This is a genomic window from Paraburkholderia terrae, assembly GCF_002902925.1.
In the GTDB taxonomy this organism is placed as follows: Bacteria; Pseudomonadota; Gammaproteobacteria; order Burkholderiales; family Burkholderiaceae; genus Paraburkholderia; species Paraburkholderia terrae.
Window position 1 is genome coordinate 776,917 of record NZ_CP026111.1, and the last position, 25,546, is coordinate 802,462.

Genomic DNA, 25,546 nt, shown 5'->3' on the forward strand with positions numbered 1-25,546 from the left:
GAAAATTATAGTCGCCTCGCGGGCGGTGGCGCGGCGAAAGCGGGCCGGATGGTTGCCCGAATGACCCGGCTGCGGGCGGCGGCCTGTCAAGGAAAGTAACGTCTGGTAACGACGCGGCAGGTCCTGCAAGATTCGCTGCTGCCCATTTTGCGGGCAATTGTCGGGATGGTCAGCTAAAATTGCAGATTGCTAGCGAGCATCTAAAGCAGCCACAACACGGGCCATCAATGAAGCGAATTCTCATCGTCAAAGTCACCTCCATGGGCGACGTGATACAGGCTCAGCCGATCGTATCGGATCTGAAGCGCGCGTTTCCCGGCGTCGAGGTCGACTGGGCAGTCGACGAATCGTTCGCCGAGATTGCCCGCTGGAATCCCGGCACCGACCGTGTGCTGGCCGCACCGCTGCGCCGCTTCAAGAAGGCGCGCCGCTGGTCGGATTTCAAGGCGATCTGGCAGTCCATCGCCGAACTGCGCGCGTATCGCTACGACGTCGCGCTCGATATTCACGGCGTCTACAAGAGCGCGATCATCTCGTTCCTGTCGCGTTCGCGAAAGCGCCTCGGTTATGGCAACAAGCATCTCGGCGAGCGCGGCGCCGCATTCGCCTATACGGGGCGGTTCGTGCCGCCGCGCGATCGCAATGCCTGGAGCGGCATGCGCGAGACCGTCAGTACGGCGCTCGGCTATCCGCTCGACAATCCACCTGACTACAACCTGCATATTCCCGCGCCGGCCAAGCCGCTCGTCGATACGGGCGGACGGCCGCTGGCGATGCTGTTCCACGCGGCATCCAAAGACGACAAGAAGTGGCCGGCGGCGCACTGGATCGCGATCGCGCGGGACCTCGTGCGGCGGGGCTTCCATGTTGTCGTGCCGTGGGGGTCGCAGGCTGAGCGCAGCGAGGGGCTCGCGATCGTCGACCAGGTGGAAGGCGCGGAACTGCTGCCGCAACTGAGCGTGACCGAAATCGCCCAGGTGCTCGCGGCGTCGGACTTCGTGATCGGCGTGGATACGGGCTTCGTCCATCTGGCGCACGCGCTCGGCAAGCGCACCGTGATGATCTTCATCGCGACGTCGCGGGAAACGTTTGAGAATAACGTGCCGTTCCGGTCGGTTTCGATTGGGGATGGCAATTCGGTGCCGCCCGTCGCCGAGGCGCTGGCCGCCATCGATCACGTGCATGCCGACCCGCTCAGTCTCGGCGGACAGGGCAAATCAGTCGCCGCGGCCTGAGGTCGACTGGGAAAGCGGGTGGGGCGCGAGAAAAAAGAAAAGAGGCGCACGCGCAATCGCCCAATTTCGGACGCCGTCGCGAGGCGCCTCTGAAAAGCCCGCGCCTGAAGCGCGCGGACCGAGAGGAAACCTGCAGAACAAACCTGTACAACATCCGTAAAGACCACGCGGATGTGAACAAGTTCAACCATTTTTGATTTTTTTCGATTTTTGCGACGACGCTTCGTGCGGGGCTGGCGGCTATCGTTTCCGTTTGGCATGCGGCGATAGATTCGCTTGATGCGCTCGCAATCGTCATTGCGTCCATTACACGTCTGTTAAAACTGTCGCTTTTCTTTTGGCTTTCGGCGGCGCGTTTCGCGCGTTTCGTCGACGCTCGCAACGCATCCTGCTCCCATTCTCTCGACGCCGCGCCCGCGAAGGCTTTCCCGGCGGCCTTCATGCGCTTTGATTGATGTCCTGCCGTGCCGAGCGCCTTTCATCGCGATGATTTGCCGCGCAGCGCGGCGCTCGCCGCCTGTAACACAACCCCAGTCGATGCTTACAAATTGCAACGGTCGCCCCTGTCAGGTTCGTGTTCAATCGAGGTCATTCGGGGTTCGCTCGAATAAAACGATACTGACTCGAAAGGGAGAAAAAACGTGAAACGCTTGATCCTGGCTTTGGTGACGGGCGCGCTGCTGGCGGCATCGCTGAGCGGCTGTATCGTGGTGCCGGACGGTGGCTATCATCATCACGGCTACTACTACCGCTGATCGGGCAATGGATGCTGATGGCCGTTCAGGCCATCAGCATTTCGAAAGCGACGACGGCGGCGATCGCGGCCAGATTAGCGGCGACGGCTTCGACGACGATCCCTTTCCAGCTCGCCGGCTTGAAGCGCAGCGCGATCAGCAGCGAGCCAAGCAGCGCCAGCGCGATGATGACGACGATATCCGCGTTGCCTAAATGAAAGTTCATCGATGCCTCCCCGTTCAGCATGACTACATGACCGCTTGCTTTGATTTGAGTATAGGCAGGTCAAAATCGGCGGCAAGGAGAGGAGTTTCCCGGTTCTCGTTCGTACGGACCAAGCTTCTTTGACAGGCTTCCAAAAACAAAAACGGCCCCGGCGCAATGCATCGCGCCGGGGCCGCTTCGCTTTCGACTTACGCCGATAGCCGATGAGTTACATCAACCGTGTATCGCGTGTTTCGCGCATGCACAGCACGCCGACCAGGCTGACCACGGCCGCGGTCGACACATACAGTCCCACCCACGACAGCCCGCCCTTCGCCGCCAGCATCTGCGCGATGTACGGCGCCACCGATGCGCCCAGAATCCCGCCCAGGTTGTACGCGACGCCGGCCCCCGTGTAACGCACGTTGGTCGGGAACAGCTCGGGCAGCAGCGCGCCCATCGGCGCGAACGTGACGCCCATCAGGAACAGCTCGATGATGAGGAACAACTGCACGAGCGTCATCGAGCCGCTGCCGAGCAACGGCGCCATCGTGAAGCCCGACAGGATCGCGGCGATGCAGCCGACGATCAGCACCGGCCTGCGGCCGAAGCGGTCGCTGGCCCATGCGGACAGCGGCGTCGCAAGCGCCATGAAGACGACGGCGACGCACAGCATACCGAGGAAGCTCTGACGCGAGATGTGCAGCGCAGACACGCCATACGACAGCGAGAACACCGTCGAGATGTAGAACAGCGTGTAGCAGACGACCATCGCGAACGCGCCGAGCAGCACCGGCCCCAGATGGCGGCTGAGCAGCGTCGCGACGGGCACGCGCACGCGCTCCTGGCGGTCGATCGCGGCCTGGAACGCCGGCGTTTCCGCAATCTTCAGGCGCACGTAGAGGCCGAGCGCGACCAGCACCGCGCTGACGATGAACGGCACGCGCCAGCCCCAACTACGGAACTGCTCGTCCGACAGCGACAGCGCGAGGCCGAAGAACAGCCCGTTGGAGGCGAGAAAGCCAATCGACGGCCCGAGTTGCGGGAACATGCCGAACCAGCCGCGCTTGCCGGCGGGCGCGTTCTCGGTCGCGAGCAGGGCGGCGCCGCCCCATTCGCCGCCGAGGCCGATACCCTGGCCGAAGCGCAACACACACAGCAGGATCGGCGCGAGGCTGCCGATCGAGTCGTAGCCGGGGACGAAGCCGATCAGCGTCGTCGACAGGCCCATGACCAGCAGCGACGCGACGAGCGTCGACTTGCGGCCGATGCGGTCGCCGAAGTGGCCGAACAGGAACGAGCCGATCGGCCGCGCGATGAACGCGATGCCGAATGTGACGAACGCCGACAGCGCCTGCGCGGTCGCCGAGCCGTGCGGGAAGAACACCGGGCCGATGACGAGCGCGGCGGCCGTCGCGTAGACGTAGAAGTCGTAGAACTCGATTGCGGTGCCGATGAAGCTCGCGAAGATCACGCGCGAAGCGCTGCTCTTTCGGTCTGCGCCGGGCTGGGCGCTAGAAAGGGGCGATGTGGACATGCAGGGTCTCCAAATGTCGTGACGCAGCCGCGGGGCGAGCGGCGCGCGATTTGTGTATCTGTGTGCGGCTAAGTGTGGAGCGTAGCGAGTGCGCGCGCAATTGTGCCCACATCGTGGCGAACAGCGGTGCGGGCGAACCTGCTACGCGAGACGTTGCGTGTGCAACGAGTCGACAGCTTGCAACGTGCTGACGGGATTGCGCGCGTTGCGTTGCCGTCGGAACGGCTGAAGCGGCGCGAAAGTGAAGCACGATGCAAACCGGGCGGACGCGCGCGCGGGTGGCGCGGCAACGTGACGGTCGCGCTGCGTGCGGCGGGCGGGTGAGCTTGCGGCACGCAACGATGGCCGGAGATTCCGGCAGATGTTTAAAAAATTATAGCGAGGGCGGGCGGGGCGCAGCAAGGCGGGCGCTGTGGGCCGTTGTTTGAGGCTTCGTTGGAGCGGCCTGGCTTGCGGTCGTGTCCGCTTCGCTTTCGTTTCGATGCGCTTCGGTTCGCTTCGATGCGCGTTCGCTGCAGGCAGCCGAACGACGGCGTCGAGCCGCTGTGTTCGCGGAAACCTCAGCGCATCGAGGGCGGTTTCAATCGATCGTTTGTGCCTGCGGCGACGCGAACGTGCGCAACTGGAACTTGCCGTTGTCGTTGAAGAGCCAGTCTTCGAACATTTCCACCTGGCCTTTCGCGTTCAGCAGTTTCGGCGGCGGCAGAGGTAAGGGCGCCGAGCGTCGCAAGGTCGCGAGCGCCGTGCTCTCCGCTTCGTCATCGCCGTTCGTGCGAAAAACGCTCGATGCGACGATCTGTCCATTTCGATCCACGACGAACGACACGACGACGAGCGAGCGCAGCATCGCCTGCGGAGTGCCGCGCAGTACGTAAGACGGGTTGCGTTCGAGGATGCGTTGCGCGACGACCGAACGGTACTGATCGAGTGTCAGGCTGTTGATCGCCGCGGGCGGTGGCGTGACGACCGCGGGTCGCTGCGGCGGCGTGACGGTGAAGTTGCAGCCTGCGCAGAGCAGCGTGAAGGCGAGTGCCGCTGTTCGCCTGAATGTCGGGTTGATGCGGCCGGGAAGCGAGAGGGTAGACATCGCAATAACTCGCACGCGAGATGTATCTTCATCGTAGACGATGCGTGTTGCGATTCAATGAGCGTTGGTACGGATGTGAGGGGTGGCGCGCATGCGCGTGGCATAGGGTGGCGTTTGGCTTGCCTTGACGATGTTTTGCAAAGGGGCTGTGGTAATGCGCGATCCTGTTTCGATTCTCGCTTCGTAAATCTCCACATGGACAACCTGAGTGCCTTCAACCATTTTCACGATTGGTACATGGACACAATCCAAATATCGAAAGAGCGAGAGACGCTGACGCTAGGCCTGTACCTGCAAGATCAACGAGCATCCCTGTCGTTCGTTGGGATGAATCGATGCGTGCTCGAAAATCTCGGGCTTCAGAATATCGTCTATGCGATCGAGATCGTTGAGCCAGGAACGTCGCGATTTGCAAAAGCGCAGCAGATACTCGCGAAGGCTGAACGATGGACCGACGTCCAGCCTTGGAAAGTGGCGCAGGTTTTCTCAACGTGCGGGGCAGAACTTGTCGTTGAGTTTGACTCTTTGGAGATCGAGTCGCAGGCAAGCTGAAGAAAGAAACTGGCGGAGGGTGTGGGATTCGAACCCACGGAGGCCGTAAAGCCTCGCCGGTTTTCAAGACCGGTGCATTCAACCGCTCTGCCAACCCTCCGAGCCCGAAATTGTAACCTGGAACGCCACGCCCTCGGGCAACAAACCACGACCGCGCTCACGAATCCTTCAAAAACAGCCCTTGAAGATCATTGAGGAATGCCTGGCCGAGCGGCGTCGGCGCGATCTTTTCGTAGTCGCGCGTGATCAGCCCGCGACGCTCCGCTTCCTGCAAAGCTGGCTCGATCGATGTCATCGGCAGACCTGTGCGCTCGATGAACCGATGCACCGGAAACCCTTCCACCAGCCGCAGCGCGTTCAGCATGAATTCGAACGGCAGATCGCGCGCGCCGACTTCATGTTCTTCCTGCACGGCATTGCCCGAACGCGCCTCTTCGATGAACGTCGCGGGATGCTTGTAGCGCATCTGCCGCAGGATGCGGTTCGGAAACGACAGCTTCGTATGCGCGCCCGCGCCGATGCCGAGATAGTCGCCGAAGCGCCAATAATTCAGGTTGTGCTTGCTCTGCCGATGCGGCTTCGCATACGCCGACACCTCATACCGCTCATAGCCCGCTTCGCGCGTGCGTTCGTGAATCCAGTCCTGCATGTCGGCGGACGAATCGTCGTCGGGCAGCGGCGGCGGAAACTTCGCGAACAGCGTGTTCGGTTCGAGCGTCAGGTGATACAGAGACAGATGCGGCGGCGCGAACGACAACGCCGTTTCGATATCGGCCTGACACTCCGCCAAAGTCTGCTTCGGCAGCGCGAACATCAGGTCGAGATTGAAGTTATCGAACGTCGTCGCGGCGACCTCGACGGCATGGCGCGCCTGCGTCGCATCGTGAATGCGGCCGAGCGCCTTCAGATGCGTCTCGTTGAAGCTCTGGATGCCGACTGACAACCGGTTCACACCGCTCGCGCGAAACTGCGCGAACTTGTCGGCTTCGAACGTTCCGGGATTCGCCTCGAGCGTGATTTCGGCATCGGCATCGAGCGGCAGCAGCGCGCGCACGTCGGACAAGAGACGATCGAGCCCCTTCGCCGACATCAGACTCGGCGTCCCGCCGCCGATGAACACCGTATGCACCTGCCGTCCCCACACGAGCGGCAGCGCCTGTTCGAGATCGCTGCGCAGCGCGTCGAGGTAATCGTCTTCGGGAAACGCGCCGCCTTTCGACTCGTGCGAGTTGAAGTCGCAGTACGGACACTTGCGCACGCACCACGGAAAGTGCACATAGAGCGCCAGCGGCGGCAGCGATGTCAAACGGATGCTGCCGGGCGACGTGAACGCCTTGATTACGCCGGCTCCCGTCGTCGATGCGTGGCTCACGCTTCCTCCTTCAGCCGCGCGAACAGCTGTTGCAACGCAATCGCGCGATGGCTGCTCGCGTTCTTCACGGCAGGCTCCAGTTCGGCCGCCGTCGCGTTCAGCGCCGGCAAAAAGAAGTACGGATCGTAGCCGAAGCCGTTCGCGCCGCGCGGCGCATCGAGCATCTCGCCGTGCCAGCGGCCCTCGGCGATCAGCGGTTCCGGGTCGTCGGCATGGCGCACGAGCGCGAGCACGCAGAAGTAGTACGCGCGCCGGTCGCTTACGTCCTTCAGCTGCTCGACGAGGCGCGCGTTGTTCGCCGCGTCGCTTTTCTCGCCGCCCGCGAGTTGCGCGTAACGCGCCGAATAAACGCCAGGCGCGCCGCGCAATGCGCGCACGCACAGGCCGGAATCGTCGGCGATGGCGGGCAGGCCTGTGAGCTTCGATGCATGACGCGCCTTCGTCAGCGCGTTCTCGACGAAGGTCGGATGCGGCTCTTCCGCCTCCGGCACGTTCAGCGCGCCTTGCGGAATCAGCTCGATGCCCGCCGTGCCGAACAGCGCCGCAAACTCGCGCAGCTTGCCCGCGTTGTTCGACGCGAGCACGATCCTGCCCAGCGCGTTGTCCTGTCGATCACTCACCCTTCAACTCCAATGCTTCCTTTTGCTTCTCGATCAGCGTCCTGATGCCGCTTTGCGCGAGATCGAGCAACTTGTTCATTTCGTCGCGCGAAAACGGCACGCCTTCCGCCGTGCCCTGGATTTCGACGAAGCCGCCGTCGCCCGTCATCACGACGTTCATATCGGTGTCGCACTGCGAGTCTTCGTCGTAGTCGAGGTCGAGCACGGGCAGGCCGTCGAACACGCCGACGGAAATCGCTGCGACGTAATCGTTGATCGGCGACGCTTCGATGCGGCCCGTCGCGAGCAGCTTCGCGACGGCGTCGTGCGCGGCGACGAACGCGCCCGTGATGCTAGCCGTGCGTGTGCCGCCGTCGGCCTGGATCACGTCGCAATCGATATTGATCGTGCGCGCGCCGAGCCGTTCGAGATCGAACACCGAGCGCAGCGCGCGGCCAATCAGGCGCTGGATTTCCTGCGTGCGGCCCGTTTGCTTGCCGCGCGCGGCTTCGCGGTCGCTGCGCGTGTGCGTCGCGCGCGGCAGCATGCCGTATTCGGCCGTCAACCATCCCTGGCCGCGGTCGCGCAGAAACGCGGGCACGCTTTCAGCGACGCTCGCCGTGCAGATCACCTTGGTGTCGCCGAATTCGACCAGCACGGAGCCTTCCGCGTGCTTCGTGTAGTGGCGCGTGATGCGCACGTCGCGCAGCTGATCGGCGGCGCGGCCGCTGGGGCGTTTCGTGATGTCGTTCATCGTCGGAATTGAAGGGAATGAAGGGGAAGAGAGGGCGGAAGGAAACCGCAATTTTACCGCCGATCGCGTCGTCGCCGCCCGCGCGCTTCAACCCGAGGCGCCGCGCCGGGAGCGCTGCCTGGCAGCGCGCCGGCCAGCGCGTCGTGAAAGCCGTCTGCCCGGGCTTACCCGAAGGCCGCTTCCGGCGGGTGTCGCCGGCAAAAATGGGATAATGCGCGTTCCCCGCCCCGCGTCTCGTAAACGCCGGGCGACTCGAATCCCTGGTCGTGCGATGTGATGTTCGCGCGACCACAATCGCGAGACCCATCATGATCTACAGTATGACTGGCTATGCGAGCGCCACGCGCGAACTCGCAGCGGCAACGGGCAACGGCGGCATCAGCGTGTCCGTCGAATTGCGCACGGTGAACTCGCGCTTTCTCGATCTCAACTTCCGGATGCCGGAAGACGTGCGCGTCTGCGAGCCGACGCTGCGCGAAATGCTGATGAACAAGCTGTCGCGCGGCAAGGTCGATATCCGTATCAACCTGCAGCGCAGCGAGCAATCGGCGAACGCAGGCGCGGTCAATCGCGACGCGCTGCAACAGCTTGCCTTGCTCGAGCGGTCGGTGCTCGCGGCGTTTCCTGAAGCGGGCCGTCTGCGCACGGGCGAAATCCTGCGCTGGCCGGGCGTGCTGGCCGAGAGCGGCGTGTCGCCGGAAGTGCTGCGCGATGCCGTGCTCGAATGCGGCAAGCAGGCAATCGGCGATCTGATCGACGTGCGCGGCCGCGAAGGCGCGCAACTCGCGACGATGCTGCTGAACAACGTCAGCGAGATGGAAGCCATCGTCACGAAGATCACGCCGCTCGTGCCGGAGTTGATCGCGAAGCATCAGCAGAAGATCGTCGAGCGTTTGCAGGAAGCGCTTGGCATCGCGGCGCCGGACCAGTCGGCGACGATCGTGTCGCGCGAAGAGATCGCCGAGCGCATCCGTCAGGAAGTGACGATGTACGGCATTCGCATCGACATCGCGGAAGAACTGTCGCGCCTCACCGCGCATCTGAACGAAACGCGCCACGTGATTCAAAAGGGCGGCAAGGTCGGCAAGCGTCTGGACTTCATGATGCAGGAGCTGAACCGCGAAGCGAACACGCTGGGCTCGAAGGCGGCCGCGAAGGAACTCGCGGATTCGTCGATGACGCTCAAGCTGCTCATCGAACAGATGCGCGAACAAGTACAAAACCTGGAGTAATACGGGAGTCTGACCAGCATGACCGAAACCAAACGCGAAAGCAGCGCGCCGCGCAATCCGTACGCAGGCGTCTATCCCGGCAACCTGTTCATGGTTGTCGCGCCGTCGGGCGCCGGCAAGTCGACGCTCGTCAACGCGCTGCTCGCGCGCGACCCGGCGATCCGTCTGTCGATTTCATACACCACACGCCCGCCGCGTCCGAAGGAGCAGGACGGCGAGCACTATCACTTCACGACCATCGAAGATTTTCTCCAGCGTCACGACGCGGGCGAGTTCCTCGAAAGCGCGGAAGTGCACGGCAACTACTACGCGACCTCGCGCGTGTGGATCGAAGAGCAGATGAAAAGCGGCCATGACGTGCTGCTCGAAATCGACTGGCAGGGCGCGCAGCAGGTGAAGAAGCAGTTCCGCAATGCCGTCGAGATTTTCATTTTGCCGCCGTCGCTCGAAGCGCTCGAAGAGCGTCTGAAGAAGCGCGGCCAGGACGAGCCGAACGTGATCACGCGACGTCTTCTCGCAGCGGGCAGCGAGATGGCGCACGCGGCGGAAGCGGAGTATGTCGTGATCAACGAAAACTTCGATCGTGCGCTGGCTGAACTGCAATGCCTCGTGTCGGCGACGCGCTCGCGCTTCGCATCGCAATACGCGCGCCACACGGACCTCTTCATGCAGCTCGGCATTCACTTGCCGCACGCGTGATACGGGCGAGGTCGGAAGGACATAAGGTAGAATAACCAACATACAGAGAAGGAATTTTCAACATGGCCCGCATTACCGTCGAAGACTGTCTGAAACAGATCCCGAATCGCTTCGAACTGGCGCTTGCCGCGACCTATCGCGCACGTCAGCTCGCTCAAGGCCACACGCCGAAAATCGAAAGCCGCGACAAGCCCACCGTGGTCGCGTTGCGTGAGATTGCGGCCGGCCAGGTTGGCGTCGAAATGCTGAAGAAGGTGCCCGTCTAAGGCACGCTTCAACGTTTGACGTCATGTAACTCAACCCAATGCGTGCAGACGGCACTATCGACACGGAGGCGACCATGAGCACCGACCCCTCGCCATCCGCAACGGAAGTGGACCACGCTGCCCACGAACACGATAGCGACTCGCCATCGTCTGCACGCAAGTACATCGACGCGGTCCTCGAACAATCGTTTCGCCATCTGTTCGGACCGACCGCCACGCCGGAGCAGCCGCGCCGGCATGACGTCGTCTCCATCGCCAAGCTGACCACTGCGCTTTCGGACTACCTGAGCCCGGAAGAGATCAAAGAGGTCAAGGCGGCCTTCCACTTCAGCGACGAAGCCCACCTCGGGCAATACCGTCAAAGCGGCGAACCCTACATCACGCACCCGGTTGCCGTCGCGGAAACGTGCGCGGCCTGGAAGCTCGACGCGCAGTCGATCATGGCTGCGCTGCTGCACGACGTGATGGAAGATCAGGGTGTGACCAAGACCGAACTCGCGGAGCGGTTCGGCCCGAAGGTCGCGGAACTGGTCGACGGGTTGTCGAAGCTGGACAAGATGGAGTTTCGCAGCCGCGAGGAAGCGCAGGCGGAGAACTTCCGCAAGATGCTGCTCGCGATGGCGCGCGACGTGCGCGTGATTCTCGTGAAGCTCGCGGACCGGCTTCACAACATGCGTACGCTCGGCGCCGTGCCGCCGGAAAAGCGCCGCCGCGTTGCGCGCGAAACGCTCGATATCTACGCGCCGATCGCGCACCGGCTCGGCCTGAACAATACGTATCGCGAGCTGCAGGACCTGAGCTTCGCGAACTTCAATCCGCACCGCTACGCGACGCTGGAAAAAGCGGTGAAGGCTGCGCGCGGCAATCGCCGCGAAGTGGTCGGCAAGATTCTCGAATCCGTCCAGCGCGCCATCTCGGACGCGAAGCTCGACGCCGAAGTGACGGGCCGCGAGAAAACCATCTTCAGCATCTACAAGAAGATGCGCGACAAGCAGTTGTCGTTCTCGCAGGTGCTCGACGTGTACGGCTTCCGTGTGGTCGTCGAGAATCCGCTCGAATGCTATACCTGCCTCGGCGCGCTGCATGCGCTCTACAAGCCGGTGCCGGGCAAGTTCAAGGATTACATCGCGATTCCGAAGGTCAACGGCTATCAGTCGCTGCACACCACGCTGGTCGGCCCATTCGGCGCGCCCATCGAATTCCAGGTGCGCACGCGCAAGATGCACGAGATCGCGGAAGCGGGCGTCGCTGCGCACTGGCTGTACAAGAACGGCGGCGCCGATCTGAACGACGTGCAGAAGCGAGCGCATCAGTGGCTCAAGTCGTTGCTCGACATTCAGAGCGAAGTCGGCGATTCGAGCGAATTCCTCGAACACGTGAAGATCGACCTGTTCCCGGATGCCGTCTACGTGTTTACGCCGAAGTCGAAAATCATGGCGCTGCCGCGCGGCGCCACGGCGCTCGACTTCGCGTATTCGATCCACAGCGACCTGGGCAACCAGTGCGTCGCTGTGAAGATCAACAATGAACTGCTGCCGCTGCGCACCGAGTTGAAGAGCGGCGATATCGTCGAAGTGATCACGGCGCCGTATTCGAAGCCGAACCCCGCGTGGCTCGGCTTCGTGCGCACCGGCAAGGCGCGCACCGCGATCCGCCATTATCTGAAGACGATGCGCCTGAACGAGTCGGTGCAGCTGGGCGAACGTCTCGTCGATCAGTCGCTCAAGGGCTATGGGCTCGCGCTCTCCGACGTCACGCCGGAAGTGTGGGACAAGCTCGTGCTATGGACGGGCAACAAGAACCGCCAGGAAATCTTCGCGGATATCGGTCTTGGCAGGCGTGTCGCGGCCGTGATGGCCAAGCGGATCGAAGTCCTGATGAACGGCCGCGAGGGTCACGACGGCGACGACGATCACCCGCGCGAGCATGGCACGTCGACTGCGCCGCCCGTGGTCATCACGGGCACGGAAGGGATGTCGGTGCAGCTGTCCGCGTGCTGCCGCCCGATTCCCGGCGACGACATCATGGGCTACATCGGCATCGGCCTCGGCATGGCGATCCACACCACCGATTGCCGCGTCGCGCAGCGCATTCACCGGCGTGATCCGGGCCGTTGGATCGACGTCGCATGGGCGCCGCAGCCGGGCCGCCTGTTCGATGTCGCGATCAAGGTGCTGGTCAAGAATACCAAGGGCGTGTTCGCACGCGTTGCCGCGGATATCACGTCCGCCGACGCGAACATCGTTCACATTGCGATGGACGAAGACCAGTCGCAGGAATCGACGGTATTGCGCTTCGTGATCCAGGTCAGCGACCGCGTACACCTGGCCAACGTGATGCGCCGCGTGCGGACCAATCTCGACGTGATGCGCATCGCGCGCGAACGGCCGAGCGAAGAAGGGCATCGTCATCACGACGGCGGCATGCGGATCGACCGCGAGCGCGCCGATTACTGAAATCGAAGTTGGGAGGCGGGCGCGTCGCTTGCACGTGTTTTGCACGATGACGCTCCGCCTTTGCCTGTCCACAGGAACAACGCGATGAACGTAGCTGATCTCTCCGATCTGGCGCTCGACTACTGGGTCGCCCGCAGCCTGCACGACTTCGTGCGCGAAATCTACTTTACCGACAGCGGGCGTGTGGTCTCGATACGCGGCAACGATCGCGGCCGTCCGTGGGATGGGCGCTTTACGCCGTCGACGTCGTGGGAAGCGGCGGCCGTCGTGCTCGAGCGCGCGCAGCGGCTCGAAGTGCGCGAGCGCACGCGCGACGGCGCGGCACATTGCGTCGCGGACTTCGAGGGCGGCCACCGGACGGTGGCCGCGCATGGCGAATCGCTGCGTATCGCGCTTCTGAGGGCGTTCGTGAGCAGCCAGTTCGGCGATACCGTCGACGACGTTCTCCGCCAGCCCCAGTCGCTGTTTGGCACGCGGGCGACGCCGATCGGCGAGCAGACGGCGGCGCTGGGCATCGAGAACGAGCTGCCGAAACCGGATGGCGAGATCGGTGATATCAAGTCGGCGCCGCGCTGAAGCAACGGACCGTTCGTTGTTGCCAGGAAAATTGCCGCAGAGAGAGAAAAGCAGGAAGGGAAAAGACAAAGGGCCTTCCGGATGGAAGGCCCTTTATGGGTGGTGCGGCTGGCAGGATTCGAACCCACGACCCCTTGGTTCGTAGCCAAGTACTCTATCCAACTGAGCTACAGCCGCACGCTAAACTTGAACTGCTCGGACGACGCATGCTGCTTTGCGTACACCCCGGTGAAACGAAAGGGCCTTCCCGGAGGAAGGCCCTCGTAAAAAAGTGGCGCGGCTGGCAGGATTCGAACCCACGACCCCTTGGTTCGTAGCCAAGTACTCTATCCAACTGAGCTACAGCCGCACGCAGAAATGAGATTATAGCAAGGTATCGGAAAAAGGGAAGGGGCGCCCGGGAAATTTGTGACAGCAGCCGTATCATGTAGGCTAGAGATGCGGATGTCCGCTTCAATGCTGAACCACCATGAATAAAGCCTTTGTCAAAGAATCGACTGACGAGAACGACGACGATCTCGAAGCCGCGCAACCCGAGATGCCCGCGGGCGCGAAGAACTACATCACGCCCGCCGGCTACCGGCGTTTGCGCGACGAGTTGCTGCACCTGATCGACGAGGCGCGGCCGGAAGTGGTGAAGCTGGTGTCGTGGGCGGCGTCGAACGGCGACCGCTCGGAAAACGGCGATTACATCTACGGCAAGCGGAGGCTGCGCGAGATCGACCGGCGTATTCGCTTTCTCACCAAGCGTATCGATCTCGCCGAAGTCGTGAACAGCAGTCGCCAGGAAAACACGGATCAGGTGTTTTTCGGCGCGACCGTCGAATACGCGACGGAAGACGGCGAGACGCATACGGTGAGGATCGTGGGCATCGACGAGGTGAATCTGGATGAAGGGCACGTCAGCTGGATTTCGCCCATCGCGCGGGCGCTGCTGAAGGCGAAGGTCGGCGATCAGGTGACGCTGCATACGCCTGCCGGGCCGCAGCCGATCGACGTGCTCGACGTGGCGTATCCGACGCGTGAAGAAGAGGAGGCTTGAGTCCTCGCCCGTCTGAGAACGCGTAGGCCAATGCCGCAGGAAGCGGCTTCGACCGAACGCCGAAGCCCGGACAAAAAAAAGGCGCCGCAAGCGGCGCCTTTTTCATGCTGCAAGTACTGCTGATGCTTAGAAGCGGTGACGCAGACCAGCCGTCACAGCAACTTGCTTCTCGTTCGCCGAAGCGTTCAGGCCATTGATGTTGGCGTTGACGAGCGTGTTTTCGCTGACTTGCTGGTATTCGCCCTGCAGGTACACGTCGGTACGCTTCGACAGCGCGTAAGCCGTTTGCAGGTTGAACTGGTTCCAGTGCGGGTGCTCGCCAGCCAGGCTTGCCTTCGTGTACGTGTACGAGCCAGCGATGCTGATTGCCGGCGTCAGAGCGTAGCGTGCGTTCGCTTCGAAGTTCTGGAAGTGACCGCTGTCGCCGCCGAAGCGGTTCTGCAGACCCTGGTTGCCCGATGCGCCCTGGTTGATGCCAGCCATCTTCGACAGGTTCGTCTGCGAGTACACGAGGCCGACCGTTGCCGGGCCGAACGTGTAGTTGCCGCCGGCGCCCCACGTTTGCTGACGGCCAGCGAAGAACGTGTTGTCGCCGTTGACTGCGCCGCCGCTGTTGAACGCAGCAGCTGAGCCCGTCGAGCCGTTGCTGTTCAGTTGCAGGTAAGCAGCAGCGAAGTTGAAGCCGGCGAAGCTGTACGACGCACCCGCGCTGTATGCACGGTTGTTCGAGAAGCCGTCAGCCTGGTTCGAGAAGCCGTACAACGCGCCGAACTTGAAGCCCGCGTAGTTCGCGCTCTGGTACTTGACCGAGTTGTTGACGCGGAACGAGTTGTTCAGGTTGTCGTTGTCGAACGGGTGGGCGAACTGCGTGCCACCGTATTGCGTGCCCGTCAGCGACAGCGGACCAACGTAGTCGACCATGCTGTCATATTGACGGCCGAGGGTCACAGCGCCGAACTGGTCGCTTGCCAGACCAACGAACGCCTGACGGCCGAACAGACGGCTTTGCTGCTTGAGCGTGCCGTCATTGATGCCGAAGCCGTTTTCCAACGTGAAGATAGCCTTCAGGCCGCCGCCGAGGTCTTCAGCGCCACGCAAGCCGAAACGGCTGCCGTTCACCGAGCCGCTCGTCATCTGGACGTTGCTGTGACCTTGGCCCGGAGCGGTTGCCTGGTTGTTGGTATACGTGATGCCGGCGTCGATCAGGCCGTACAGCGTGACGCTGCTTTGAGCGTGCGCAGCGGTTGCGAAAACGCCCGAGAGGGCCGCGACCATGAGAGTCTTTTTCATCTTTGTAACTCCGAGAACAGGATGGGTTTTGGAAACCCAGGCTTGAAGGAAACTTCACGCGAATGCTGCGAGAGGCAAGGTCGCGTGAACAACGCACGGTGACCGGCGTGCGTTCGTTTCCGGGTAGGCAAAGTGTAGAGACGTGACCCGCCCGATGGCCGTTCCGAAATCAGCAATAAAGTATTACGTGATAGGAAATTATCGAGATGGAGGCTTAAAGCCTTATTGATAAAGGCTTTGCGGCCGATTGGCTCGTGCCAGCCCCAGGTGTCAACCTTTGCGCGTTGTTCAATTACGACATGAAATGACGTGCAAAAACAACGCAAAAATCGCTGAATAGCGATTGTTGTCAGCTCTGCAATAGTTGATTGCGAGAGTCGAAGCTAATCAAATCCACCACGAGCGCTATACTGAAATCTCTGCTTTTCGAAGCAGACTTTTTCGTTGACGAAAAAGATCTCCAAACCTTTGTCGGCGCGACTTCTCAAGAGTCGCGCTTTTTTTTTGCCTTTTTGCCTCCGGCTACTGCGTTGACTTATCGACGCTTTCCATCCGGGCTAACCGGGGCGAATTCGAGTCCCGGCGTCAGCGTCCAATCTTCGATCACGTAATGCCGCGCGTCCATTGGGGATGACAGCAGGTTCTGCCAGTGGTCGCCGTGCCACATCGGGTCGAACTCCAGCAGGGACGGGCGTTGCGAAGCTGTTTCGGAGAGCGGTGCGCCCTTCGTGGATGGCAACAGTTGTGCGGCGATGCGGCGAAGGGTATCGAACAACATGGCATTTCTCCGATTGCAAACTGCTGGCTGAAATCTTGCGTTTGACAGTTCACCTTAACAAGTCGTGAAAACACTTACGAATGACACGTTTTGTTACATGCCGGAAAAGTTTTCTGACATCTAATTGTTAGACAAGTCAGATCGGCAATTCAGACCGGTTGAAATTATGAGCCAGCTGAATAATTCCTGACTTTATGTTCGCTTTAACAGCGCATTTGACGTGCATCCAGTTTTCGATTTGAAACCGCTTGACGCTCATATCCGCTTCGCCTTATAAATGCTTTGCTGGATTTCCGATGGCGAAACCTTGATTGTGCATCGCGCATATATTCACGGTTTACGGAATCGTGAATCGTAATCGGCATTAACGGCATTGCCTGTCTTATCAAATTGAGGAAAAGTGGAACATGGAAACAGGTATCGTCAAATGGTTCAACGATGCTAAGGGCTTCGGCTTCATCACGTCCGATGCGGGCGGCGAGGACCTCTTCGCGCATTTCTCGGAAATCCGCGCGGACGGCTTCAAGTCGCTGAAGGAGAACCAGCGCGTATCGTTCGAGGTGAAGGCTGGACCCAAGGGCAAGCAGGCTGCGAACATCCAGCCGCTGTAATACACGGCTGAGCCGCTGGCTCTCAGGATAAACCCTCGCTCGCGAGGGTTTTTTATTGCCTGCAATCCAGAATTAATCCTCTCAGGTCAGTCCGAAGGAGAATGCTTCGAAAACTTCCGACAGGTTCTTTCGACTGCACATCAATATGTCAGATTCGTGTAATCCCTGATTGATGATTTATTTATGGTCATTCAGTCGAATATACATATTCCCGCCGACCTCTTCGCAGACCGTTCGTCGTTTCCCGCTGTTCGAGATTGCCCGCGCAACGGCCGCCGCCGATAGGGCATACTTGTGCAAAGTTATGCATTGCACAGTTTCCTCACATGTCTGAATTGCTTCTGTCTGAACCGGCCCTCGATGTGCCGATTGTTTTTGTCGACCTGGAAACGACGGGCGGTTCCGTCGGCGATCATCGGATCACGGAAATCGGCGTCGTCGAACTGGGGCCGGATGGTGCATCCACCTGGACCACGCTCGTCGACCCCGGTCAGCCGATCCCGCCTTTCATCCAGCAGTTGACGGGCATCACCAACGCCATGGTGCGCGGCGCGCCCACCTTCGAGTCGATTGCCGCGGATCTTTTCGCGCGGCTCGACGGCAAGCTTTTCATCGCGCATAACGCGAACTTCGACCGCGGATTTTTGCGCAGCGAGTTCCAGCGCGCGGGCTTCACGTTCAATCCCGACATGTTGTGTACCGTGCGGCTGTCGCGCGCGCTTTTTCCTGCCGAAAAGCGTCATGGCCTCGACGCGCTCGTGGAACGGCATGCGCTCGTGCCATCGGACCGGCACCGCGCGCTCGCCGATGCCGATCTGCTCTGGCAGTTCTGGCAGCGGTTGCACGGCCTCGTCCCCGTCGAGGTGCTACGTGCGCAAATCGACAAGACCATGCGCCGGTTCCGGATCGCGGGCGATATCACGGAAGATCTGCTCGATACCGCGCCCGCCGGCTGCGGCGTCTATGCGTTCTATGGCGAGAACGACGCGCCGCTATACGTCGGACGAAGCGTACGCGTGCGCCAGCGTCTGCGCACGCACCTGACGGGCGAGCGCCGTTCGTCGAAAGAATTGAAGCTCGCGCAGCAGGTGCGCCGCGTCGAATGGCGCGGCACAGGCGGGGAGATCGGCGCGCTGCTTGCCGAAGCGCAAATGATCGCCGCGCTTCGCCCGCCGCATAACCGGGTGCCGCGTTTGAGCCGCGCCGATCCCGTCGACGCCCCCTGGCCTTACGACGGCGCAATCGCGTTCGAGGAGCGGGACGCGGCCGAGGGCTCGCGTGTTTTCCATGTCGTGGATCAGTGGCGCTATCTCGGACACGCGCCGTCGCTGGCCGATGCATCGACGCTGCTCGCCGGGAGCGTGCTTGGCGCGTTCGAACTGTCGACGTGGCGCGTTCTGCAGTCGCATCTCACGCGCGGCCTGAGTGTGCTGCCGCTCAGCCGTCCGGTCGTGGCGCCCACCGCAGGTGCCATCCCCGCAGCGGCGCCCGCCGACGCAGCCTAACCCGTCGCTCCGACGCCGCCCGATTCGCACACGTGCCCGAGCGCGCGCGTCAGCGCTGCGTTGCGGGTGTTGTCGTAGCGAGTGAGCGACTTCCAGTTGTCGATGCCGCGCGCGACGCGCGTCGGGCAATCGTCCTGCGCGCGCAGTGTCTGAACGCGCGCGAGCGCGGTGATCAGCGATTGCGTCAATTTATCCAGCTGTGGCCTGAGGCTCGTCGCGAGATCCGGTGCCGCGCCTTCGGGCGGGCGGCTTGCACGCCACGTGTCGAAGAGCGCGTTCTGCACTTCCTTGCTCGCATCGATCTGATCCTGGAAGAACGCATGCGCAAACGCTGGGTCGACGCCCGCGCGCGCTGCGCGCTTTTCGACGTCGGCGAGCAAGGCCTGCTCGCGCGGCGTATCGGTGATCGGCTGATGATGCGCCCACTTGTAACGCGCGACAGGCTCGGCAAGCGACAGTCGCTGCGACACGAGTGCAATCAGATTCGTCAGCGCGGTGTCGTCGCCGTCGGCGCGGGCGGACACCGGCGTGAAGGCGAGGGCGGAAGCGAACAGGATCGCGCCAAGCGCGCCGATGAGATTCGGACGGGGCATTGAGCTTGATGCAGCACGCGGCCGCAGAAGAGATAAAGGAAAAGACAGAAGAATAGACGAAGCGCGGGAAGATGCGCCATGCATGCGCAACACGCGAAGGCAAAGCGAAGGAGAGTGAGAGGTGAGTGTCGAACTTGAACGGACGTGCGCACCCGCGACACAATGACGCGTCGTCAGCGGCGCTCAGCAGAACGAAATCAGCGTTGAGCCAGGCCGGAACATCGGCGCGCGCCAACGCCACGCCTCAATCGATGAAGCGTATAGACGCGCATCAGCACTACGCGCATGCATCAGCCGCGCGACCCCGATGCTGCAATGCACAGATCGACCGTTACTTCGACTCGCACAACTTGCGTTGTTCGTCAAAGAACGCGCGAACATGCTCGGGCAGTTCCGCGACCAGAAACTCAACGCCTGCAGGTTCCGGATCCGGGCTGAGCACCTTGTCGGGGGTCGGAATCTTTGGCGGTCTGCTATCCATGATGGTTCTCCTTTACGAATTCATTATGTCCCTCAGCGCGTATGGCGTACCAGCGCTGCCGCATACAGCCGATGTTTTGGCGCGCTCTTTGTTGCTTTAACGGCACACGCTCCCAGGGATTGAAGCGCCTTGTTTAAAATTTGACGATTGTCGGTATTGCAGTACGTCTAAAGACTGTCTCGCGGCCGCTTGCTATACTGCGCGCGCTCACTTTTTCCAAGTCGCGATGACACGTTCGACACGCTGGATCGGCCTCGTATGGCTGGCGCTGGTACTCAATGTACTGTCGCCTGTCATCGGCTATGCGCGTGCTCCGGGCGCTCAAGGCCCGCTGTCTGTCGAGCTTTGTCACGCAGCCGGTGCGCAGAACGTCGTCATCGATCTCGATGGTTCGCACGACAACACGTCGAAGACGCACCTCGTCGTTCCCCACTGTGTCTACTGTCCGGGCTTTGCCGCCAACTTCGCGCTTGGCGGCAGCGTCCCGTTCGTTGTGCCTTCCGTCCGCACGCTTGCTTACTCGCAAGCCATCGAGCCGGAGGCCGTCTTTGTGCGCCGCAGCGTACGCGTCGCACAGCCTCGCGCACCACCTGTCCCGTCGATCTGAAGCTAGCTGTCTCAGCCAGTCCGCTTGCCCGCGTCTGACGTCGTTATGACGTAACGGGCGGCGGGCCGCCATGCGCGCCTCTTTGTCCCGAGTGCTCTGTCCGTGTTCTTCACGCGGCGCAGCACTTCGACATCCGCGTCGGCATGGTGCCTTCGATCACGTCCACAGGACTCATATGCGCATCGTTTCCGCTGCGCTGTCCGCACGCACGCGGCTATCGCTTGCGTGCGCGGCAGTGTTCGCCGTTCAACCCGCCTGGGCCGATGAAAGTACGACCGATCGTGCCGTCATCGACCGTTCCGCGTCCGATACTTCGGTCTCCCATCCTTCTGTAACGAACAGCTCCGCGAATTCGTTGACGGAACCCGCCAACACATTGCAGGCCGTCAGCGTGACAGCCGCGCGCGCCGCGCCGGCGTTCGCGCCCGATACGCCCGGCGTCGTCGAGACCGTCACGCGCGAGCAGATCGACGCGCGCAATATCGTCAACACGGAAGATGCGCTCAAGTACGCGCCGAACGTGATGGTGCGCAAGCGCTTCACGGGCGATCGCAACTCGGTATTCGCCGGGCGCGACTTCAACGAGTTGCAGAGCGCGCGGGGTCTCGTCTATGCCGACGGGTTGCTGCTGTCGAATCTACTGGGCTCGAGCTACGCCTATCCGCCACGCTGGTCGCTGATTGCGCCCGACGACATCGCGCAGGTCGAAGTGCTGTATGGCCCGTTCTCGGCGCTGTATCCGGGCAACTCGATCGGCTCGACGGTGCAGATCACGACGCGCAAGCCGGAGAAGCTGGAGGCGTCGCTGGATACGCAGCTTTTCACCCAGCATTACGACGACGCGTACGGTTTCTCGAAGAACTTCGGCGGCAATCACGAGACGGCGCATATCGCCGATCGCGTCGGCCGTTTCTGGTATTCCCTGACGCTCGACCGTCTCGAGAACAACAGCCAGCCGCTGCAGTATGCGAGTCCGAGCAGCACGTACAACGCGAAGCTCGGCGCGCCCGTCGCGGTGACGGGCGCGGCCACCGACATCGGCCCGAACGGCCAGCCGCGGGTGATCGTCGGTCCGCAGATGATGGAGCGCACCGAGCAGATCAACGAAAGCGTGCGCATGGGCTACGCGATCACCGATCACGTCGACGCGACGCTCACGCTCGGCCATTGGGAAAACCACTATAAGGACCGCGCGCAGACGTTTCTGACGGACGCCGCGGGCAATCCCGTCTATGCGGGCAACGTGACGATCGGCGGGAAGAACTACACGATCTCGCCGACGGCGTTTTCGCCCGCCAACGGCGACCAGGAGAACTGGCTCTACGCGTTTGGGCTGAACGGAAGGCTCGATTCGGGCTGGAAGCTGTCGGGCATCGTGTCCGCATACGACGTGTCGCGCGACACGCTGCGTTCGTCGACGACGGCGCCACCCGCCGCATACGGCGGCGGCCCCGGCACGATTTTCTACGGCGACGGCACCGGCTGGCGCACCTTCGACCTGAAAGCGGAATCGCCGTCGTACGCGGGCCATGCGCTGACGGTCGGCTATCACTTCGACAACTACTTCCTGCGCAACGAGACGTACAACACGCCCGACTGGCTGAACGGCTCGCCGTCGACGCTCGCCAGCACCTATCGCGGCGACACGCGCACACAGGCGCTGTACGGCCAGGACGCGTGGCGCTTCGCGCCCGGCTGGCTCGCGACGCTCGGCCTGCGCTACGAGCGCTGGGACGCGTACGACGGCGCGCTCGGCAACGGCTCGTCGACCTTCGGTTACGCGGACCGCAGCGCGAACGCGCTGTCGCCGAAAGCGTCGGTGCAATGGCAGGCGACGCAAGACTGGCTGTTCCGTCTGTCGTTTGCGACGGGCACGCGTTTTCCGAGCGTCGCCGAATTGTTCCAGGGGACGATCTCGAACAACGCGATCGTCAACAACAATCCGGGCCTGAAGCCGGAGAAGGCGATCGACTGGGACTTCACTGCGGAACGCGACGTCGGCGTGGGCGTCGTGCGGGCGAGCGTGTTCCAGAGCGATCTGCGCGACTCGATCTACAGCCAGACGACCGTCAGCGGTTCGACGACCGTCACGAACATCTCGAACGTCGACCGCGTGCGTGTGCGCGGCGTCGAACTCGCTTTCTCCGGACAGAACGTGCTGCTGCACGGGCTCGATCTCGACGCGAACGTGACGGCGACCCACTCGAAGATTCTCGCCGACGCGGCGAACCCGTCATATGTCGGCAAGCGCTTTCCGCGCATTCCCGTGGTGCGGGCCAACCTGCTCGCGAACTACCACTTCACGCAGCAGTGGCAGGGCAGCGTGGGGCTCCGCTACTCAGGCCGCCAGTACAACACGCTCGACAACAGCGACATCAATCCCGACGTCTACGGCGGCACCAGTTCGTTCTTCGTGATCGATCTGAAGGCGCGCTATCAGGTTGGCAAGCACTGGCTCGCGTCGGTTGGCATCGACAACCTGACCGACCGCCGCTACTACGTCTTTCACCCGTATCCGGGCCGCACGTTCTACGGAGAACTCAAATGGATGCTTTAAGAAAATGGGCGGCCGTGTGGGCCGTTGGCTTCTCATTGACGCAGCCGCTGATGGCGCATGACGCATCGGGCGACGCGCACGCCGCGCATGGCATGCAGATGGACATGGCGGGCAGTAAGGGCGGTAAGGACGGCATGGGCGGCATGAACATGGGCGCCGCCGCGGCGAAGCCCGCGAAAACGCCGCTTGCGACTGGCGCCGCGTTTGATGCGAAGCATCGTCTGTGGGTTGCGTGGGTCGAGGGACAACACGTCGTGGTTGCGCATTCGGACGATCGGGGCCGCACGCTGTCGCCGCCCGTCACGGTCAACGCGATGCCGGAACCGATCTACACGAGCGCCGAGAATCGACCGAAGATCGCCGCGAGCCTCGACGCCAAGACGATCTACGTGACCTGGTCGATGCCGCTCGACGCGCCGTACACGGGCATGGTCCGCTTCTCGCGCTCGACGGACGGCGGCGCGACGTGGAGCGTGCCCGCCACCGTGCATGGCGACCGGCAGCCGATCACGCATCGCTTCGATTCGCTGATCGTCGACGGGCAAGGGCGCGTCTTCGTTACGTGGATCGACAAGCGCGATCTGACGCTGGCGAAAAAGGCGGGCAAACCGTACGACGGCGCGGCCGTCTACTTCGCGGTATCGACGGACGGCGGGCAGACGTTCCAGCCCGAGCGCAAGGTCGCCGACCACACGTGCGAGTGCTGCCGCATCGCGCTCGCGCTCGACAGCGAAGGCCGCGTGCAGGCCATGTGGCGCAACGTGTTCGAAGGCCAGATCCGCGATCACGCGCTCGCCGTGCTGCCCGTCGACGCGCAGCAGCCCGTTGTGCCAATGCGCGCGACGTTCTCCGGCTGGCATATGGAGGCGTGCCCCGAGCACGGTCCGGCGCTCGCGATTTCGCCGGACGGCGTGCGCCACATGGCGTGGTTCAGCGTCGTCAATGGACGCGCCGATGTCTACTATTCGCGCCTTTCCGCCGACGGCAAGCCGATTGGCGAGCCTTGGGCGTTCGGCGATACGGGCAAGCCGGACGAGCAGGCATCGCACGCGGCGTTGATCGGTCAAGGCAAAACGCTGTGGCTCGCGTGGAAGGATTTCGACGGCGACACGATGCGTTTGATGCTGCGCCGCTCCGACGACGAAGGCTCGCACTGGAGCGCGCCGCGCACGCTCGCGCAGACGGCTGGCGGCAGCGACAACCCGCAGTTGCTCGACGACGCAGGCCGCGTCTATCTGTCGTGGCGTACGCAGAACGACGGCTACATGCTCGTGCCCGTCGAGGAGGCAAAGTAAATGAAGCGCATCTTGCTGTCGCTCGCGGCGTTCGTTGTCGTCCTGAATGCGCAAGCCGTCGATCTCAAGCCGCTGCGCGTGCCCGACGTCGACGCGGTGCTCGCCGCTTCACAAGGCCGGCCACAGATCGTCGAAATCTGGTCGCTTGATTGCAGCTATTGCCGCGAGAACACGGCGCGCATCGTCGAATGGCAGAAGAAGCATCGCGACGTGCGCCTGACGATGATCGCGATGGATTCCATCGACGACAACGCGGCCGCGCTGTCGCAAGTGCTCGCGACACTGCCGCTGCCGCCGCAGACAGCGCTTTACGCGAATGCCGAGGCGATTCCCGAGAAGCTGCGCCGTGCGCTCGATCCGAACTGGCATGGCGAGATGCCGCGCACGCTGCTGATCGACGCGCGTGGCACGCGCCAGGCGTCGAGCGGGTTGTTGCTGCCCGCGACGCTCGACGCCTGGCATCGCTAGCGTGCTTTGTACGCTATGTGGATGGCGCAGTGCGGCGGCGCGTGCCCGCCGCCTTGTTCGTTTGTCCCGTGCGTTTTGCCAACGCCCGGTTGACCGCGTCGCGCATGCATTGCGCGACGAGTTCCGATGCTTTCGTGCGCGACGCGCGAGCGGGCCGCGCAATCACGAGCGGCTGGCGAATCGTCTCTTCGCGGATGGGCCGCTCGATCGCGCCTGACGTTGCGGCCTGATCGCCTTGCGTAATCAGCAGCGACACGCCGAGCCCGTTCGCGACCATCCCGCGCACGAGTGCCAGCGATGTCGCCCGATAACGCACTTCGGGCGCCAGCCCGCACTGCCAGAACGGCGCCATCAGAAACTCGCGGCTGTGCGGCAGATCAATCAGGATCAGCGGCTCTTTCGCGAGGTCGTGCAGCGACAGTCTGCCCGCTTTCTTCGCGAGCTTCGATTCCGCTGGCACGAGCGCGTAGGGACGAAGTTCCGCGAGATATTCGCGCTCGATATCGGCGGGCAAGCCGACGTCGTACATCAGCGCAAGTTCGATACGGCTGCTGCGCAACGCATCTTCGAGTTGCATGAGATCGCCTTCGATAAAGCGTATCGACAGATCCGGGAAGCGTGCGCGCGCGATGCGCAGCAATTCGGGTAGGTAAACAGGCGCGATCGTGCTGAATACGCCAATCTGCACTTCGCCCGCTGCGGCGTCGCCGCTGTCATCGGCCTCGAACGACGCAGCGGCGTTCAGCAGTTGATGCGCCTCCGCCAGCTTGCGCACGCCGAAGCGCGTCAACGTCATCTTCGCGCCTGACTCGCGGGTGAACAGCGTGTCGTCAAACAGCGCTTCGAGTTCGCGAATGGCCACAGAAATGGACGGCTGCGACACGTTCAGCAGTTTTGCGGCCGCCGTCGTGCTGCCTGTTTCGGCCGCCGCCGTGAAATAACGCAGAAGCCGCAACGAGACACGCATCAGGAAATCCTATAGGTGCTAGTTTGATTCCATATTTTACTTGATAGC

26 protein-coding genes and 3 tRNA genes are annotated in these 25,546 nt (G+C 62.4%); 15 read left to right on the forward strand and 14 right to left on the reverse strand.

The window, feature by feature from the left end:
* Positions 1-227 precede the first annotated feature (227 nt).
* Positions 228-1,235, forward strand: coding sequence for a lipopolysaccharide heptosyltransferase I (waaC, locus tag C2L65_RS03475; protein ID WP_042313294.1), 1,008 nt, complete (start codon positions 228-230; stop codon positions 1,233-1,235).
* Between the two features lie 780 nt (positions 1,236-2,015).
* On the opposite strand, the gene C2L65_RS03480 is transcribed toward waaC, so the two are convergent.
* Positions 2,016-2,195, reverse strand: a complete 180-nt coding sequence (locus C2L65_RS03480; RefSeq protein ID WP_042313330.1) for a hypothetical protein — start codon at positions 2,193-2,195, stop codon at positions 2,016-2,018.
* Between the two features lie 208 nt (positions 2,196-2,403).
* Entirely contained in the window at positions 2,404-3,711 is a 1,308-nt protein-coding gene (locus tag C2L65_RS03485; RefSeq protein WP_042313292.1) for an MFS transporter, read from the reverse strand.
* Between the two features lie 177 nt (positions 3,712-3,888).
* On the opposite strand from C2L65_RS03485, the gene C2L65_RS03490 reads away from it, so the two are divergent.
* Positions 3,889-4,035 (forward strand): hypothetical protein, encoded by a 147-nt coding sequence (locus tag C2L65_RS03490; RefSeq protein WP_156132369.1) that lies wholly within the window; start codon positions 3,889-3,891, stop codon positions 4,033-4,035.
* 256 nt (positions 4,036-4,291) lie between these two features.
* Here the strand turns inward: C2L65_RS03490 and C2L65_RS03495 are convergent, their stop codons facing one another.
* The gene (locus C2L65_RS03495; RefSeq protein ID WP_042313287.1) at positions 4,292-4,798 is read right to left on the reverse strand and encodes an energy transducer TonB; all 507 of its coding nucleotides are present in this window, start codon (positions 4,796-4,798) and stop codon (positions 4,292-4,294) included.
* Positions 4,799-5,035: 237 nt separating this feature from the next.
* Here C2L65_RS03495 and C2L65_RS03500 point away from each other — a divergent pair, with 237 nt between their 5' ends.
* Positions 5,036-5,350 carry a hypothetical protein gene (locus C2L65_RS03500; protein WP_233446471.1) on the forward strand — a complete coding sequence of 105 codons (315 nt, stop codon included), beginning with the start codon at positions 5,036-5,038 and terminating at the stop codon, positions 5,348-5,350.
* A gap of 10 nt (positions 5,351-5,360) precedes the next feature.
* Here the strand turns inward: C2L65_RS03500 and C2L65_RS03505 are convergent.
* The 4 genes from C2L65_RS03505 to rph form a co-directional block, all read right to left on the reverse strand.
* Positions 5,361-5,450 (reverse strand) — tRNA-Ser (locus C2L65_RS03505).
* Between the two features lie 57 nt (positions 5,451-5,507).
* A complete protein-coding gene (gene hemW, locus C2L65_RS03510; protein WP_042313283.1) occupies positions 5,508-6,722 on the reverse strand; it encodes a radical SAM family heme chaperone HemW in 1,215 nt (404 codons plus the stop codon).
* A complete protein-coding gene (gene rdgB, locus C2L65_RS03515) occupies positions 6,719-7,342 on the reverse strand; it encodes an RdgB/HAM1 family non-canonical purine NTP pyrophosphatase (protein ID WP_042313280.1) in 624 nt (207 codons plus the stop codon). Before rdgB ends, hemW begins: the two co-directional genes overlap by 4 nt.
* Positions 7,335-8,075 (reverse strand): ribonuclease PH, encoded by a 741-nt coding sequence (gene rph, locus C2L65_RS03520; RefSeq protein ID WP_042313277.1) that lies wholly within the window; start codon positions 8,073-8,075, stop codon positions 7,335-7,337. The genes rdgB and rph overlap by 8 nt, the downstream gene beginning before the upstream one ends.
* Before the next feature lie 308 nt (positions 8,076-8,383).
* Here rph and C2L65_RS03530 point away from each other — a divergent pair, with 308 nt between their 5' ends.
* From C2L65_RS03530 to C2L65_RS03550, 5 genes are all read left to right on the forward strand, one after another.
* Entirely contained in the window at positions 8,384-9,307 is a 924-nt protein-coding gene (locus C2L65_RS03530; protein ID WP_042313274.1) for a YicC/YloC family endoribonuclease, read from the forward strand.
* Between the two features lie 18 nt (positions 9,308-9,325).
* Positions 9,326-10,006: a guanylate kinase gene (gene gmk / locus C2L65_RS03535; protein WP_007578256.1), complete on the forward strand. Its 681-nt coding sequence runs from the start codon at positions 9,326-9,328 to the stop codon at positions 10,004-10,006.
* A gap of 62 nt (positions 10,007-10,068) precedes the next feature.
* Entirely contained in the window at positions 10,069-10,272 is a 204-nt protein-coding gene (gene rpoZ / locus C2L65_RS03540) for a DNA-directed RNA polymerase subunit omega (protein WP_006025620.1), read from the forward strand.
* Between the two features lie 74 nt (positions 10,273-10,346).
* Entirely contained in the window at positions 10,347-12,728 is a 2,382-nt protein-coding gene (locus C2L65_RS03545; RefSeq protein ID WP_042313329.1) for a RelA/SpoT family protein, read from the forward strand.
* Between the two features lie 84 nt (positions 12,729-12,812).
* The gene (locus tag C2L65_RS03550) at positions 12,813-13,304 is read left to right on the forward strand and encodes a phage protein NinX family protein (RefSeq protein ID WP_042313271.1); all 492 of its coding nucleotides are present in this window, start codon (positions 12,813-12,815) and stop codon (positions 13,302-13,304) included.
* Between the two features lie 100 nt (positions 13,305-13,404).
* On the opposite strand, the gene C2L65_RS03555 is transcribed toward C2L65_RS03550, so the two are convergent.
* Both C2L65_RS03555 and C2L65_RS03560 read right to left on the reverse strand, forming a co-directional pair.
* Positions 13,405-13,481: transfer RNA gene (locus tag C2L65_RS03555), tRNA-Arg, on the reverse strand.
* 95 nt (positions 13,482-13,576) lie between these two features.
* Positions 13,577-13,653, reverse strand: a tRNA-Arg gene (locus C2L65_RS03560).
* A gap of 120 nt (positions 13,654-13,773) precedes the next feature.
* On the opposite strand from C2L65_RS03560, the gene greB reads away from it, so the two are divergent.
* Positions 13,774-14,346 (forward strand): transcription elongation factor GreB, encoded by a 573-nt coding sequence (gene greB / locus C2L65_RS03565; RefSeq protein WP_042313268.1) that lies wholly within the window; start codon positions 13,774-13,776, stop codon positions 14,344-14,346.
* A gap of 126 nt (positions 14,347-14,472) precedes the next feature.
* Here greB and C2L65_RS03570 read toward each other — a convergent pair whose 3' ends face one another.
* Both C2L65_RS03570 and C2L65_RS03575 read right to left on the reverse strand, forming a co-directional pair.
* Positions 14,473-15,636 (reverse strand): porin, encoded by a 1,164-nt coding sequence (locus C2L65_RS03570; protein ID WP_042313265.1) that lies wholly within the window; start codon positions 15,634-15,636, stop codon positions 14,473-14,475.
* A gap of 535 nt (positions 15,637-16,171) precedes the next feature.
* The gene (locus tag C2L65_RS03575; RefSeq protein WP_042313261.1) at positions 16,172-16,414 is read right to left on the reverse strand and encodes a hypothetical protein; all 243 of its coding nucleotides are present in this window, start codon (positions 16,412-16,414) and stop codon (positions 16,172-16,174) included.
* A 407-nt stretch (positions 16,415-16,821) separates the two neighbouring features.
* Here C2L65_RS03575 and C2L65_RS03580 point away from each other — a divergent pair, with 407 nt between their 5' ends.
* Both C2L65_RS03580 and C2L65_RS03585 read left to right on the forward strand, forming a co-directional pair.
* Entirely contained in the window at positions 16,822-17,025 is a 204-nt protein-coding gene (locus tag C2L65_RS03580; protein WP_007578158.1) for a cold-shock protein, read from the forward strand.
* Between the two features lie 326 nt (positions 17,026-17,351).
* A complete protein-coding gene (locus C2L65_RS03585; RefSeq protein ID WP_042313258.1) occupies positions 17,352-18,530 on the forward strand; it encodes an exonuclease domain-containing protein in 1,179 nt (392 codons plus the stop codon).
* On the opposite strand, the gene C2L65_RS03590 is transcribed toward C2L65_RS03585, so the two are convergent.
* Together C2L65_RS03590 and C2L65_RS46080 are read right to left on the reverse strand one after the other, a co-directional pair.
* Positions 18,527-19,123: a chorismate mutase gene (locus C2L65_RS03590; RefSeq protein ID WP_042313255.1), complete on the reverse strand. Its 597-nt coding sequence runs from the start codon at positions 19,121-19,123 to the stop codon at positions 18,527-18,529. The two genes, C2L65_RS03585 and C2L65_RS03590, sit on opposite strands and share 4 nt — an antisense overlap.
* A gap of 331 nt (positions 19,124-19,454) precedes the next feature.
* On the reverse strand, positions 19,455-19,604 hold the full coding sequence (locus tag C2L65_RS46080) for a hypothetical protein (protein WP_042313253.1): 150 nt from the start codon (positions 19,602-19,604) through the stop codon (positions 19,455-19,457).
* Between the two features lie 226 nt (positions 19,605-19,830).
* Here C2L65_RS46080 and C2L65_RS03595 point away from each other — a divergent pair, with 226 nt between their 5' ends.
* From C2L65_RS03595 to C2L65_RS03610, 4 genes are all read left to right on the forward strand, one after another.
* Positions 19,831-20,211 (forward strand): DUF2946 domain-containing protein, encoded by a 381-nt coding sequence (locus C2L65_RS03595; protein ID WP_042313250.1) that lies wholly within the window; start codon positions 19,831-19,833, stop codon positions 20,209-20,211.
* A gap of 175 nt (positions 20,212-20,386) precedes the next feature.
* A complete protein-coding gene (locus tag C2L65_RS03600; RefSeq protein ID WP_042313247.1) occupies positions 20,387-22,768 on the forward strand; it encodes a TonB-dependent receptor in 2,382 nt (793 codons plus the stop codon).
* 50 nt (positions 22,769-22,818) lie between these two features.
* A complete protein-coding gene (locus tag C2L65_RS03605) occupies positions 22,819-24,063 on the forward strand; it encodes a sialidase family protein (RefSeq protein ID WP_042313326.1) in 1,245 nt (414 codons plus the stop codon).
* On the forward strand, positions 24,064-24,531 hold the full coding sequence (locus tag C2L65_RS03610) for a thioredoxin domain-containing protein (RefSeq protein ID WP_042313244.1): 468 nt from the start codon (positions 24,064-24,066) through the stop codon (positions 24,529-24,531).
* 13 nt (positions 24,532-24,544) lie between these two features.
* Here C2L65_RS03610 and C2L65_RS03615 read toward each other — a convergent pair whose 3' ends face one another.
* Entirely contained in the window at positions 24,545-25,498 is a 954-nt protein-coding gene (locus tag C2L65_RS03615) for a LysR family transcriptional regulator (protein WP_042313242.1), read from the reverse strand.
* Positions 25,499-25,546 lie beyond the last annotated feature (48 nt).

What these genes read in the sequence shown, in the direction of transcription:
- waaC (WP_042313294.1), top strand. Translation starts at nt 228, where the DNA reads ATGAAGCGAATTCTCATCGTCAAAGTCACCTCCATGGGCGACGTGATA.
- C2L65_RS03480 (WP_042313330.1), bottom strand. Translation starts at nt 2,195, where the DNA reads ATGAACTTTCATTTAGGCAACGCGGATATCGTCGTCATCATCGCGCTG.
- C2L65_RS03485 (WP_042313292.1), bottom strand. Translation starts at nt 3,711, where the DNA reads ATGTCCACATCGCCCCTTTCTAGCGCCCAGCCCGGCGCAGACCGAAAG.
- C2L65_RS03495 (WP_042313287.1), bottom strand. Translation starts at nt 4,798, where the DNA reads ATGTCTACCCTCTCGCTTCCCGGCCGCATCAACCCGACATTCAGGCGA.
- C2L65_RS03500 (WP_233446471.1), top strand. Translation starts at nt 5,036, where the DNA reads ATGGACACAATCCAAATATCGAAAGAGCGAGAGACGCTGACGCTAGGC.
- rph (WP_042313277.1), bottom strand. Translation starts at nt 8,075, where the DNA reads ATGAACGACATCACGAAACGCCCCAGCGGCCGCGCCGCCGATCAGCTG.
- C2L65_RS03530 (WP_042313274.1), top strand. Translation starts at nt 8,384, where the DNA reads ATGATCTACAGTATGACTGGCTATGCGAGCGCCACGCGCGAACTCGCA.
- gmk (WP_007578256.1), top strand. Translation starts at nt 9,326, where the DNA reads ATGACCGAAACCAAACGCGAAAGCAGCGCGCCGCGCAATCCGTACGCA.
- rpoZ (WP_006025620.1), top strand. Translation starts at nt 10,069, where the DNA reads ATGGCCCGCATTACCGTCGAAGACTGTCTGAAACAGATCCCGAATCGC.
- C2L65_RS03545 (WP_042313329.1), top strand. Translation starts at nt 10,347, where the DNA reads ATGAGCACCGACCCCTCGCCATCCGCAACGGAAGTGGACCACGCTGCC.
- C2L65_RS03550 (WP_042313271.1), top strand. Translation starts at nt 12,813, where the DNA reads ATGAACGTAGCTGATCTCTCCGATCTGGCGCTCGACTACTGGGTCGCC.
- greB (WP_042313268.1), top strand. Translation starts at nt 13,774, where the DNA reads ATGAATAAAGCCTTTGTCAAAGAATCGACTGACGAGAACGACGACGAT.
- C2L65_RS03570 (WP_042313265.1), bottom strand. Translation starts at nt 15,636, where the DNA reads ATGAAAAAGACTCTCATGGTCGCGGCCCTCTCGGGCGTTTTCGCAACC.
- C2L65_RS03575 (WP_042313261.1), bottom strand. Translation starts at nt 16,414, where the DNA reads ATGTTGTTCGATACCCTTCGCCGCATCGCCGCACAACTGTTGCCATCC.
- C2L65_RS03580 (WP_007578158.1), top strand. Translation starts at nt 16,822, where the DNA reads ATGGAAACAGGTATCGTCAAATGGTTCAACGATGCTAAGGGCTTCGGC.
- C2L65_RS03585 (WP_042313258.1), top strand. Translation starts at nt 17,352, where the DNA reads ATGTCTGAATTGCTTCTGTCTGAACCGGCCCTCGATGTGCCGATTGTT.
- C2L65_RS03590 (WP_042313255.1), bottom strand. Translation starts at nt 19,123, where the DNA reads ATGCCCCGTCCGAATCTCATCGGCGCGCTTGGCGCGATCCTGTTCGCT.
- C2L65_RS46080 (WP_042313253.1), bottom strand. Translation starts at nt 19,604, where the DNA reads ATGGATAGCAGACCGCCAAAGATTCCGACCCCCGACAAGGTGCTCAGC.
- C2L65_RS03595 (WP_042313250.1), top strand. Translation starts at nt 19,831, where the DNA reads ATGACACGTTCGACACGCTGGATCGGCCTCGTATGGCTGGCGCTGGTA.
- C2L65_RS03600 (WP_042313247.1), top strand. Translation starts at nt 20,387, where the DNA reads ATGCGCATCGTTTCCGCTGCGCTGTCCGCACGCACGCGGCTATCGCTT.
- C2L65_RS03605 (WP_042313326.1), top strand. Translation starts at nt 22,819, where the DNA reads ATGGCGCATGACGCATCGGGCGACGCGCACGCCGCGCATGGCATGCAG.
- C2L65_RS03610 (WP_042313244.1), top strand. Translation starts at nt 24,064, where the DNA reads ATGAAGCGCATCTTGCTGTCGCTCGCGGCGTTCGTTGTCGTCCTGAAT.
- C2L65_RS03615 (WP_042313242.1), bottom strand. Translation starts at nt 25,498, where the DNA reads ATGCGTGTCTCGTTGCGGCTTCTGCGTTATTTCACGGCGGCGGCCGAA.